The organism is Rariglobus hedericola, assembly GCF_007559335.1.
In the GTDB taxonomy this organism is placed as follows: domain Bacteria; phylum Verrucomicrobiota; class Verrucomicrobiia; order Opitutales; family Opitutaceae; genus Rariglobus; species Rariglobus hedericola.
Genome location: NZ_VMBG01000001.1, coordinates 173,509 through 184,969, shown reverse-complemented (window position 1 = coordinate 184,969; position 11,461 = coordinate 173,509). Strand labels below are relative to the sequence as shown.

The window sequence follows — 11,461 nt, the reverse complement described above, 5'->3', positions numbered from 1 at the left end:
CGATGCCCGCGCCCACGCCTCCGTTTTCGCTCAACCGCCGCCAGTTTCTCACCGGTCTCGGCGCGTTGGTTTCGCTGCCCATTTTTGAGAGTCTCATTCCCGGCCCCGTGCTCCGTGCCGCCGAAAGCGCCGCCGCCGGTCCAGGTTCACTGCTCGCTCCGCCTCTTCGCACCGCGTTCGTGTATGTCCCCAATGGCGTCAACAACGCCCACTGGTGGCCCACCGCCGGCGCCGGTTCTTCGTTCCAACTCAGCAGCTCGCTCGCCGCGCTCGAACCTCACAAATCCGATCTCCAGATAATCGCAGGCCTCGGTCATAAAAAAGCCAACGGCAACGGCGACGGCCCCGGCGACCATGCGCGTGCCAGCGCGACGTTTCTCACCGGCACGCAGGCGCTCAAAACCTCCGGCAGCGACATCCGCGCCGGCCGTTCCATCGACCAGATGATCGCCGCCGGCATCGGCGCGGGTCACCGGCTGCCTTCACTTGAACTCAGTTGCGATCCCCCGCGCCTGGCCGGAAACTGCGACTCCGGTTACAGCTGCGCCTACCAGTTCAACTTATCGTGGCGCTCCGAAAACCAGCCGCTCCCCGCCGAACGCAATCCGCGTCTCGTGTTCGAGCGCATGTTTGGCGGCGGCTCGGTTCAGGAAACCGTCGAGAGCCGCACAGTTCGCGCCCGCCAGCGCCGGAGCATTCTCGACTTCGTGATGGACGATACCCGCCGCCTTCAACGCGATCTCGGCCGCGCCGACAACGCCAAGCTCGACGAATACCTCACCTCCGTCCGCGAGATCGAACGACGCGTCACATCCTTCGAATCCTTTGCCGCCCGTCCCGAGGCCCCGCTGCCCGCCGGCATTCCGTCCGATTACGAGGAGCACATGCGCCTCATGTGCGACTTGATGGTGTTGTCGTTCCAGACACGCAGCACACCGGTAGCCACACTCATGCTGGCCTCGGAGGCCAGCGGTCGCACGTTCCCCACGCTCGGCATCACCGAGGGTCACCACAGCTTGTCCCATCATGAGCAGCGGGCCGACAAACTCGCGCAGATCCGCAAAATCGACGAATTCTACATGCGCCAGTTTTCCTATCTGATCGGACGCATGAAGAGCGTTCAGGAAGGCGAAGGCACGCTGTTGGACAACTCGATGGTCGTCTTTGGCTCCGGCATTCGCGATGGCGACCGCCACGACCACACCGACTTGCCCGTCATCCTGGCCGGACGCGCCGGTGGCCGCATCCAGACCGGTCGCTACCTGCAACTCCCTTCAGATCAGCCCATGACCAACCTTTACCTGTCCATGCTCGACCTGAACGGGGTCAAAGCCGACCGCATCGGCGACAGCACCGGCCGCCTGAAGCTGGGTTGATCCGGGCCATTTCCTGCAACCGCTGCGCACTTGCCGCCAAAAACCGCGTGGAGAAAACCCTTGCGGCACAATTCGTGCGGTCGGTAGCCTAGCCGTTCACGTTAACCACTTTTCCCTATGATCGTAACAACCGCGCAGCTCTTCAAACACGCCTACGGCAAATACGCCGTGGGTGCCTACAACATCAATAACGCCGAGCAAGCCATGGGCTTGTTCAAGGGCGCCATGGACTCCAAGGCCCCCTTCATCATCCAGATTTCCAAGGGTGCGCGTTCCTACACCGACAAGCGCATGCTTGAGGCCATCATCCGCGCCGCCGACGAGATTTTCCCCGACGCGATCTTCGCTGTCCATCTCGACCACGGTGACGAGCAGACCTGCTACGACTGTATCGATTCCGGCTTCTTCAGCTCCGTCATGATCGACGCCTCCCACGATCCGTTCGAGGAGAACGTCGCCATCACCAAGCGCGTCGTTGACCGCGCCCACGCCAAGGGCATCTCTGTCGAGGCCGAACTCGGCATGCTCGGCGGCGTTGAGGAAGACATCGTCGTCGAAGACGGCCACGCCACCCTCACCAACCCGAAGGAAGCCCAGGAGTTCATCAAGCAGACCGGCTGCGATTCCCTCGCCTGCGCCATCGGCACCTCGCACGGCGCCTTCAAGTTCAAGGGCAAGCAGTCCCTGCACTTCGACGTCCTTGAGAAGATCAAGGCCCTCGTCCCCGGATTCCCCCTCGTCATGCACGGCTCCAGCTCCGTCCCCCAGGACGAAGTCGCCCGCATCAACGCCGCCGGCGGCACCATCGCCGGTTCGATGGGCGTCAACGTCGATGAATACCTCCCCGCCGCCAAGCTCGGCGTCACCAAGATCAATATCGATACCGACGGCCGTCTCGTCTGGACCCGCGTTCACCGCGAGTTCTTCCGCGACAAGCCCTCCGAGTTCGACTTCCGCCCCCCGGGCAAGATCTTCATCGTCGAATACGCCAAGTTCATCGCTTCGCGCAACGTGCTCCTCGGCTCCGCCGGCCAGCTCGACAGCCTCCGCGCCAGCCTCGGCAAGTAAGCCTTCAGGGAAATTCTCCCGTGAAAACCAACGCGACCCTCGCAAGGGGGTCGTGTTTTTCGTGCCCATTTCTGGGGGAAACCCCTGCGTCACAAAGCTTGATCACACCCGCTCGCGCGTCGTCTTCTAAGGCGTGTCCTGGCAGATCACGGGTTTACTTTTCTCCAGCGTCTTCGAGGTGGTGATGCTGTTTCTGGTGCGCGGTCGTCTGCGCACCTCCACTGCGGCACCCTTTTGCCTCGCCCTACTGCTCAACGCGCTGTGGGCACTCGGTTATGCGATTGAACTCAGCGTGCCCGATCTGGCGGACAAAACCCTGATTTTTCAGATTCGCTGCTCCTTCCTCTGTTTCTATGCGCCGGTCTGGATCGAGACCGTGCATCGAATGACTCGCGACCGTCCGCTGCTTCGCGGCTGGACGCTCGCCGCGATTCTGGTCGTGCCGCTGATCACCTTGCTTCTGATCTGGTTCCCCGGCCCCGGCCAGAATCCGCTGCTCCGCCACGATTTCCGGATAGATTCCACCGGCGGAATTTCCGTGCTGCGAAACACCTTGGGCCCTTGGGGAATCATTTACTACATCTACAACTATCTCGTCTGGGCCGCCGTGTTCCTGCTGCTCTATCCCCGGAGGCATCACACATTCTGGGAACGCCGAGGACGCCTACTGATTCTCGCGGCCGCCTTGGTTGGATGGACCACCGATGCGTTGCATTTATTTGGAGTGAGCTATCCGCACGGGCTGAACTACGCGCCGATTTTTTTTCCGCTCACCAGTGCGTTTGTCGCCGCCGCACTGCTTCGCCATCGCATGCTGGATCTGGCCCCCGTGGCCCGCGCCGCGTTGATCGAGCAGCTTGAAGACCGTATCATCGTTCTCGATGATCAAGACTACATCGTCGATCACAACCAAGCCGCCGCCGCCACCCTCAACCTCCCCCAAAACCGCACGGTGGGCCGGGCCGCCTCCGAACTGCTCTCCGGCTGGCCCGCCCTGTTGTCGTTGATGGCCAATCCGGAAATTCCGCGCCTCGAAGTCGAGGCTGGCGGGCTCAACTTTGAAGCGTCGCTCTTCAATGTCTTCGCCTCCGACGGCAAACGCACCCGCGCGCGCGTGCTCATCCTGCGCGACATCACACGCCGCAAGGAAACCGAGACCCAGCTCCGGCTGGCCAAAGATACCGCGGAGGCAGCCGAGCACGCCCAATCCCGTTTCCTCGCCACCATGAGCCATGAAATCCGCACGCCGATGAATGGCGTGATCGGATTCACCCACATGCTGAAAGAGACGCCGCTGAATCCCCTGCAACACGAATATCTCGACCTCATCGATCACAGCAGCCGCTCGCTTCTCGTCATCGTCAACGACGTCCTCGACTACTCCAAAATCGCCGCCGGGCAGCTGGACATCGAACGCGTGCCCTGCGACCTGAACGTCATCATCGCCCAGACCAGCCGCCTGCTGCTGCCCACCGCCACCGAAAAACACATCGCGCTCACCACCTCCATCGCCCGCAACGTGCCTGCCTTGGTGATGTGCGATCCCGTGCGCATCACCCAGATACTCACCAACCTGATCGGCAACGCTATCAAGTTCACCGAAATCGGGGGTGTCACCCTCGAGGTCGAGGCTCCTGCCCCCGATGTCATCGTCTTTCGGATCACCGACACCGGCATCGGCATCGCTTCCGAAAACCAATCACGCATTTTCACCGCGTTTAATCAGGCCGACGCTTCCACCACGCGTCGCTTCGGAGGCACCGGACTGGGCCTGTCCATCACACGACATCTCTGCGAATTAATGGGCGGCAGTCTCACGCTTTCCAGCCGCCCCGGCGAAGGATCCGTCTTCAGTGCCACGATCCGCGCTCCAGCCGCAACCAACGCACCTGCGCGCCCCCCGTCCACCAGCACGGCTTCGTCCGGCGCGAGTTCACGATCTCTCAAGCTGCTCGTCTGCGAAGATAACGCGGTCAACCAAGCGGTGATCCGCGCATTTCTCCGTCGCCTCGGCCACGAAGTCATAGTCGCCGACAACGGCCGTAAAGGCCTCGATCTATTGGCGCGCACATCCTTTGACGCCGTTCTCATGGACTTGGAAATGCCTGTCATGGACGGTTACGAAGCCGTCCGCCATATCCGTTCCTCGCAGACCAACGGAAGCCCCCGCACTTACATCATCGCCCTCACCGCCCATGCCCTCAAAGGCGAACGCGAACGGTGCCTTGCGCTGGACATGGATGACTTCATCACCAAGCCCGTCAACCTGCCCACTTTGATTGATGCACTGGCTCGCATTCCCCGCCTTGAACCGGAGAAAACCTGATAGCCATAAGAGGTCAAATACACCAAGGTCTCCCTTGCCCGGCCGCCGCCCCACTCCACCCTGATATTATGCTGTTAGACCGCCTGCGTCACGAAAGCCGCCCTCACCACGTCCGACTCGAAGAGGTCGTCGGCTTGGCCTCATCAATACAGCACCATCAAGCACTCATTCGCGGCTTCTTTGGTTTCATCGAGCAGTGGGAAAAAACCATCCATGAGTCCGCCTATGGCGAGCTTTTGAACGGACGTGAAAAAACCCCGCTGCTCATCTCCGATCTTCACCATGCCGGCTTCGATGACGCCGGGATAGCCGCACTTCCCCGCTGCACACAATTGCCGCCCGCCGACACGTTGCCCGAAGTGCTCGGAGCCCTCTACGTCATCGAAGGCTCCACCCTCGGCGGACAAATGATCTCACGTCACTTGGAGAAGCAGTTCGGTTTCAGCGAAGGGGCCGGCTATAGTTATTATCGAAGCTACGGCGCCGATACTCCGCACAAATGGCAGGAGCTCCGTCAGGTTCTTCTCTCCCACTCATCTCCTGAAACCGACGATCAGATCGTCGCTTCCGCCCAAGCCACCTTCGCCCGTCTGCACGAGTGGTTTGCCTCCAACCTTGCCCACGCGTGAACTCTTCCGAAAACATTCCGCAGGCCGATCTGTCCGATTGCGAACGCGAGCCGATCCACATTCCCGGCACCATTCAGCCACACGGCTTTCTGCTGGCCGCTCGCGGTATCGACGCACTCATTTCGCACACCAGCGAGAACTCCCGCACTCTCGCCGGCACAGGTGCCGCGGTGTTGGGCCGGACATGGGAGCAAGCCCTCGGTGTGTCCAACGCCCGCGCACTGCGCCGCGCGCTGGACGACCCAAGTTTCACCGTAAATCCACTCAGCCTGGCGAGCGGTTGGTCTCCTTCGTCCGATGCCTCACCGGTGACTCTGATCGCACACACGCGCGGTGGATTTATCATCGTCGAAGGTGAATATGCCGTGGACGACGCATTGCATGCCGGGCTTGAGGGGCATGAACTTCCGCCCCTGCTGGCGCGTATGGGTAAAACGTCCTCGGCCACTGAACTCTGCGTCCTTGCCGCCGAGGAAACCCGCCGCCTGACCGCCTTTGATCGCGTCCTGATTTATCAATTCGACGCCGACTGGAATGGCACCGTCATTGCCGAAAGCCGCAACGATGTGCTGCCGGCCTATCTCAACCACCGGTTCCCCGCCTTCGACATTCCGAAGCAGGCGCGCGATCTCTATCACATCAACCGCCTCCGCCTGATCGCGAGCAACGACTACCAGCCGGTGCGGTTGCTGGCTGTTTCGAGCGAACTGCCTCCGTTGGATTTAACTCTCTCCACGCTGCGCGGCATCTCGCCCATCCACCTCGAATACATGCGCAACATGGGCACCGGCTCCTCCATGAGTGCGTCCATCATGCGTGATGGCAAACTGTGGGGACTGCTTTCCTGCCACGGCCGCGAACCCCGCAACCTCTCCTTCGCCACGCGCTCTGTCTGCGATCTACTGGCGCAGATTCTTTCGATGCAACTGGCCGCGCGTGAACAATCCGACCAGCTCGCCCGGCAGGTGCAGCTGCGCAAGGTGCTCACCGATTTGCTGGCCCACATGACCGACGCCGTGGATTTCACCACCGCACTCGATTCCAGTCACATGCTGGAGCTCACCGGCGCGCACGGCAGCGCACTCGTGCGTGAAGGCGAGATCATACGCTATGGAATCACCCCGCCCGACGACGCCATCCTCAAGCTCCGCGACTGGGTCGGCCCGCGCATCACCGGCGGTCTCTTCCAGACCAACGAGCTGCCGTTCGTGTATCCAGAAATTGGCGACGATGCATCCGTTGCCGGCGGCTTGCTCGCCATTTCGATTTCCCCCGTCGAGCAATGTTACATTCTTTGGTTCCGGGCCGAACTGGTGACCACCGTTCTATGGAGCGGCGAACCCCACAAATTACCGTCCTCGGGAACAGACACGCTGCGCATGCACCCGCGCAAGAGTTTCGACACTTGGAAGGAAACCGTGCGCGGACGGTCTTCACCTTGGCTTCAGGCCGAACTGGAGGCCGCCATGATTTTCCGCAGTGCCGTCGTTGACATCGTGCTCAAGCAAGCCGCCGCCAAATCACATCTGCTCACCGAGGTGCAGCGCATGAACAAGGAGCTGGAAGCTTTTGCCTACACCGTTTCCCACGACTTGCGCGCACCTTTCCGTCACGTGCGCGGCTATGCGGAACTGCTCCAGATGGACAAAAGCGAACTCCTTGATGACGAGGGACGTTTCCTCCTTCAGAAAATCTTAAAATCCACCGCCTACGCCGGAAATCTGGTGGACACGCTTCTCTCTTTTTCACGCATGAATCTCACCCCACTCAACACTGAGCCGGTGGATTTGAATGACCTTGTGGAAACCGCACGCAGCCACGCCATGATAAACGCCGAAGCCCGCTCGATCGACTGGCATATCGCGCCACTTCCGCGCGTGAACGGCGACGCGAACCTCCTCTTGCTGGCCCTGCAAAACCTTTTCGAGAACGCAGTTAAATACACGTCAAAGCGCAACCACGCCGTCATCGAGGTGTCTGCAGTAGAAACCAATCATGAATGCATCGTTACCATTAAAGATAACGGCGCCGGCTTTGATATGAAGTATGCGGACAAACTTTTCGGAGTCTTCCAACGCCTGCATACCTCCGATCAATTCACCGGCCTCGGCATAGGTCTGGCCAGTGTGCGACGCATCATCGAACGCCATGGTGGCCGTGTCTGGGCCGAAAGCCGACAGGACGAATACGCAGTTTTCCACCTGTCATTGCCTGTCATCAGCAGTAAAACCTCTTCCCACCATGCTTAAGCCCATCCTTCTCGTTGAAGATAATCCGGACGACCTGGAACTCGCCTTGCGCGCTTTGACCAAAACTAATTTGGCCAATGAAGTCGTCACCGTCCGCGACGGCGAACAAGCACTGCACTACCTCAAGCGCGAAGGTGACTACGCCAATCGGCCCAGTGGTAACCCCGCCGTTGTGCTGCTTGATTTGAAGCTACCCAAAATCGACGGCATCCAAGTTCTCGAATACATCAAGTCGGACGAGAATCTGAAATCGATTCCGGTGGTCATGCTCACTTCGTCCAAGATGGAAAGTGATCTCACCCGTGCCTATAAACTCAACGTGAACGCTTACGTGGTGAAGCCGATTAACTTCAGTGAGTTCATCGAAGCCGTGCGTGAACTCGGCATGTTTTGGGCCGTGCTTAATGAACCGCCGCCCGGGTCACACAAATCATCCGTGCGCCCCAAATCCGCCATCGCAACTCCCAGCCCGATCATTTCCCCGGCCTGATTGGGTCGTCGGATATCACCGCGTCTCCGTCGTGTTTTCCTTCGCGGGCCTTCAGCGCCGGGTGCTCGAGAATCACCAATGTGTAGGAAAACGCCCGCGCCTTCAGCAGGTCGGGATGTGAATGGATCAGCTTGGGATTGATGCTGCGGCAGATCGGCCGGATCTCCGCCACGCGCCACCCTTCTTTAATCCGCAGGCGATACTCGTCCTCCTGCTGACCTTCGATCACGAGATAGTCCTGCAGGCCGTTGGTGGCGACGAATCCCAACCGGCCCGATCCGACGAGCTCGGCAACATAGCGAAGATTGAGGGCGACCATGGTAAAAGTAGCTTAGCTTCCATTACCATGCCCCAACTTCGCTTGGTCGCAACCCGGAGTTCACCGCGTGTCCGTTCCCGCCGCGGCACCGGCGAGTCCCAGCACGCGATTGGTATGATTGCGCACCTGCGCCAGCAAAGCCACATCCTTGGCGAGTGATTTCCCATAGGATGGAACCAACTCGCGCAACTTGTCCTGCCACGCGGCGGTTTTCATCTGCTCGGGGAAACAACGCTGAATCAATCCAAGCATGATGGAGACCGCCGTCGAGGCGCCGGGCGAGGCGCCCAGCAAGGCCGCGATCGAACCGTCCGCCGCAGTCACGACCTCTGTGCCGAACTGCAACACGCCGCCTTTTTTCTCGTCCTTTTTGATGATCTGCACGCGCTGGCCGGCAATCTCCAGACGCCAGTCCGCAGGATTGGCCTCGGGGAAATACTCCTTCAGCGCAGCGAAACGTTGCTCCGGTGACTGGATGACTTGTCCGATCAAATATTTGGTGAGGTCCACATTGTCGCGTGCCACCGCCAGCATTGGTCCGAGATTGCCCGGCTTGATCGAACCCGGAAGATCGAGGAACGAACCTTTCTTCAAAAATTTCGTGGTAAATCCGGCGTAAGGCCCGAAGAGCAGCGACTTTTTTCCATCAACGACACGCGTGTCGAGATGCGGCACTGACATCGGCGGCGCGCCCACGGAGGCCTTGCCGTAAACCTTGGCCTGATGACTCGCGACCACCTCGGCATTGTCGCAACGCAGCCACTGACCGCTCACGGGGAAACCGCCAAAACCGCGGCCTTCGGGAATATCGGATTTCTGCAACAACGGCAGCGCACCACCACCCGCGCCAAGAAATGCGAAGCGCGCCAGCACGCGGCGTTTTCCGTCGCGGCCGTCGATCTTCAGCTTCCAGCGTCCGTCGGATTTGCGCGCGACATCGATCACGCGTTCACCGAGGCGAACGGTGACGCCCGGCTGTTTGCTCAGCGATTCGAGCATGTTCTGCGTCAACGCACCGAAATTCACATCGGTCCCTTCTTCGGCGCGTGTAGCGGCCACCGGCTCGGCGGGATCGCGACCAGCCATGACCAGCGGAGCCCAGGCGGCGATCTTCGCACGGTCCTCGGTGTATTCCATACCGGCAAACAGCGGGTGGGCCGCGAGCGCCTCGTGGCGCGCACGCAGGAACGCGACGTCCTTGCCGCGCACAAAACTCAAGTGCGGCACCGCGGCGATGAACTCGTGGGGCGCGGGCAGGCGGCGACGCTCGACCAACGAGGTCCAAAATTGTTTCGAAACCTCAAAGGCTTCGTTGATCTGGATGGCCTTCGAGATGTCCACCGAGCCATCGGCTTTTTCAGGCGTGTAATTGAGTTCGCACAGAGCGGCGTGGCCCGTGCCCGCGTTATTCCACGGATTCGAACTCTCGGCCGCGACGGTATCGAGCGCCTCGATGATTTCGATCGTAAGGTCAGGCTGCAGCTCCTTGAGCAACGTGGCCAGCGTGGTGGTCATCACCCCCGCGCCTACGAATACCAGATCCACTTCGTGCCTATTACCGCGTTGTTTCATGCGAATTAGAATTAGTTCACGTCTGTCAGCCGGAGTCAGGCCACTTTTGAAGTTTCCCGTGCAGTCATGACGCCAGCTTACGGCTGTATTCGTTCAGTTACTACCGCAACGATCTGGCATCGGCGGACGGCAAGACGGAACTTGAGCTTGGCGACCCGTTTAACTCAGGTTGCAGCATGAGTCGCGAAATGTGCTACCGTTGCTTCTGGCCGAAGCCGATTTGCTGGTGTCCCTCGATCACCCCGATGGAGACGCGCACTCGTTTCGTTTTTCTCATGCACCCTCATGAATTCAAGCACGAGAAAGCCGCCACCGGCCGGCTCACGCATCTCTGCCTCGCCAACAGCGAACTTCAGATGGGACTCGCCTTCGACGACCATGAATCGGTTCAGGAGATCATTAACGATCCGCAGAATTTCGTCATGCTCGTCTACCCGAGTGTCGGCGCGCGCAACCTCTCCAAAGGCGACCTCACGCCCGCCGATCTCGGAGGACGTCGGCTGGTGGTTTTCCTCCTTGATGCCACATGGTCCGGAGCCAAAAAAATGCTGCGTCTCAGCCCGTCGCTCCAGCGTCTGCCACGCCTCATGTTCACGCCGACTGCTCTGAGTCGCTACGTGATCAAACAACAACCCGTCGAGGGCTGCCTTTCCACGCTCGAAGCCTCGCACGAACTGTTGCTCGCGTTGCAACGCTCCGGCCTCGACGACTATCCGCTGCCCGATCAGTTGCTCGACCTCTTCGCGCGCATGCAGGACTACCAACTCAAGTGCGCCAGTGATCCGACCCGCCAGGGTTACCGCCGTAATCCCTACAGCACACCCGCCAGCCGTAAGCGCGTAGGCAGCCGCACCCAAGCCCGCCGAACCCGCGTGCTTAACCTTGGCACGGACACACCGCCGACACCGTAAACGGAGCCGCGTCCGGTTTTACGGGCACAAAAAAGCCCGCCGGTGAAGGCGGGCTGAAAGTTGTTCGTCTGTCGCTCAGGCCTTATTTGGCCTTGGCGGCACCACGCTTGAACTTCGAGGTGAACTTCTCGACACGACCGGCGGTGTCCACGATGCGCTTCTCGCCGGTGTAGGCGGGATGCGAATCAGAGGTCACGTCGCGGAGGACGACGAAATGTTCGACTCCATCGATGACTTCCTTACGGGCGGATTTCATCGTGGACTTGGTGAGGAAACGCTTGCCGCTCGAAACATCGAGGTAGCAAACGTTATTGAGCGCGGGATGGCCTTCGGCTTTCACGTTATTAAAGAGGGATTTAGATTAACCTTGGCGGGCCTTGTAGCGCGGCTCGACCTTGTTGATGACGTAGATGCGGCCTTTGCGGCGGACGACCTGGCAGGCAGGGTGACGCTTCTTCGCGGATTTGATAGAGGAAACAACTTTCATAAAAGAGACGAAAACACAGTTCAGGTGTGCCTCT

The 11,461-nt window shown here is 60.0% G+C and carries 11 protein-coding genes; 7 read left to right on the top strand and 4 right to left on the bottom strand.

What is annotated here, in order from left to right:
- Positions 1-2 precede the first annotated feature (2 nt).
- From FPL22_RS00905 to FPL22_RS00880, 6 genes are all read left to right on the top strand, one after another.
- The gene (locus tag FPL22_RS00905; protein WP_144228242.1) at positions 3-1,376 is read left to right on the top strand and encodes a DUF1552 domain-containing protein; all 1,374 of its coding nucleotides are present in this window, start codon (positions 3-5) and stop codon (positions 1,374-1,376) included.
- Between the two features lie 117 nt (positions 1,377-1,493).
- Entirely contained in the window at positions 1,494-2,444 is a 951-nt protein-coding gene (locus FPL22_RS00900) for a class II fructose-bisphosphate aldolase (protein ID WP_144228241.1), read from the top strand.
- A 133-nt stretch (positions 2,445-2,577) separates the two neighbouring features.
- The gene (locus FPL22_RS00895; protein ID WP_144228240.1) at positions 2,578-4,770 is read left to right on the top strand and encodes a histidine kinase N-terminal 7TM domain-containing protein; all 2,193 of its coding nucleotides are present in this window, start codon (positions 2,578-2,580) and stop codon (positions 4,768-4,770) included.
- Positions 4,771-4,838: 68 nt separating this feature from the next.
- Positions 4,839-5,399 (top strand): biliverdin-producing heme oxygenase, encoded by a 561-nt coding sequence (locus tag FPL22_RS00890; protein WP_144228239.1) that lies wholly within the window; start codon positions 4,839-4,841, stop codon positions 5,397-5,399.
- Complete coding sequence (locus FPL22_RS00885; RefSeq protein ID WP_162525146.1) at positions 5,396-7,648, top strand: ATP-binding protein; 2,253 nt, start codon at positions 5,396-5,398, stop codon at positions 7,646-7,648. Before FPL22_RS00890 ends, FPL22_RS00885 begins: the two co-directional genes overlap by 4 nt.
- Positions 7,641-8,138, top strand: a complete 498-nt coding sequence (locus FPL22_RS00880; RefSeq protein WP_144228237.1) for a response regulator — start codon at positions 7,641-7,643, stop codon at positions 8,136-8,138. The genes FPL22_RS00885 and FPL22_RS00880 overlap by 8 nt, the downstream gene beginning before the upstream one ends.
- On the opposite strand, the gene FPL22_RS00875 is transcribed toward FPL22_RS00880, so the two are convergent.
- Complete coding sequence (locus FPL22_RS00875; RefSeq protein WP_144228236.1) at positions 8,122-8,457, bottom strand: hypothetical protein; 336 nt, start codon at positions 8,455-8,457, stop codon at positions 8,122-8,124. The genes FPL22_RS00880 and FPL22_RS00875 overlap by 17 nt on opposite strands.
- Before the next feature lie 60 nt (positions 8,458-8,517).
- Positions 8,518-10,029, bottom strand: a complete 1,512-nt coding sequence (locus FPL22_RS00870; protein ID WP_144228235.1) for a malate:quinone oxidoreductase — start codon at positions 10,027-10,029, stop codon at positions 8,518-8,520.
- Positions 10,030-10,205: 176 nt separating this feature from the next.
- Here FPL22_RS00870 and FPL22_RS00865 point away from each other — a divergent pair, with 176 nt between their 5' ends.
- Complete coding sequence (locus tag FPL22_RS00865; protein WP_144228234.1) at positions 10,206-10,940, top strand: tRNA-uridine aminocarboxypropyltransferase; 735 nt, start codon at positions 10,206-10,208, stop codon at positions 10,938-10,940.
- An 82-nt stretch (positions 10,941-11,022) separates the two neighbouring features.
- On the opposite strand, the gene FPL22_RS00860 is transcribed toward FPL22_RS00865, so the two are convergent.
- Positions 11,023-11,280, bottom strand: coding sequence for a type B 50S ribosomal protein L31 (locus FPL22_RS00860; RefSeq protein WP_144228233.1), 258 nt, complete (start codon positions 11,278-11,280; stop codon positions 11,023-11,025).
- A 21-nt stretch (positions 11,281-11,301) separates the two neighbouring features.
- The gene (gene ykgO / locus FPL22_RS00855; RefSeq protein ID WP_144228232.1) at positions 11,302-11,427 is read right to left on the bottom strand and encodes a type B 50S ribosomal protein L36; all 126 of its coding nucleotides are present in this window, start codon (positions 11,425-11,427) and stop codon (positions 11,302-11,304) included.
- Positions 11,428-11,461 lie beyond the last annotated feature (34 nt).

Coding starts and splice junctions, on each gene's coding strand:
- FPL22_RS00905 (WP_144228242.1), top strand. CDS start 3: ATGCCCGCGCCCACGCCTCCGTTTTCGCTCAACCGCCGCCAGTTTCTC.
- FPL22_RS00900 (WP_144228241.1), top strand. CDS start 1,494: ATGATCGTAACAACCGCGCAGCTCTTCAAACACGCCTACGGCAAATAC.
- FPL22_RS00890 (WP_144228239.1), top strand. CDS start 4,839: ATGCTGTTAGACCGCCTGCGTCACGAAAGCCGCCCTCACCACGTCCGA.
- FPL22_RS00880 (WP_144228237.1), top strand. CDS start 7,641: ATGCTTAAGCCCATCCTTCTCGTTGAAGATAATCCGGACGACCTGGAA.
- FPL22_RS00875 (WP_144228236.1), bottom strand. CDS start 8,457: ATGGTCGCCCTCAATCTTCGCTATGTTGCCGAGCTCGTCGGATCGGGC.
- FPL22_RS00870 (WP_144228235.1), bottom strand. CDS start 10,029: ATGAAACAACGCGGTAATAGGCACGAAGTGGATCTGGTATTCGTAGGC.
- FPL22_RS00865 (WP_144228234.1), top strand. CDS start 10,206: ATGAGTCGCGAAATGTGCTACCGTTGCTTCTGGCCGAAGCCGATTTGC.
- ykgO (WP_144228232.1), bottom strand. CDS start 11,427: ATGAAAGTTGTTTCCTCTATCAAATCCGCGAAGAAGCGTCACCCTGCC.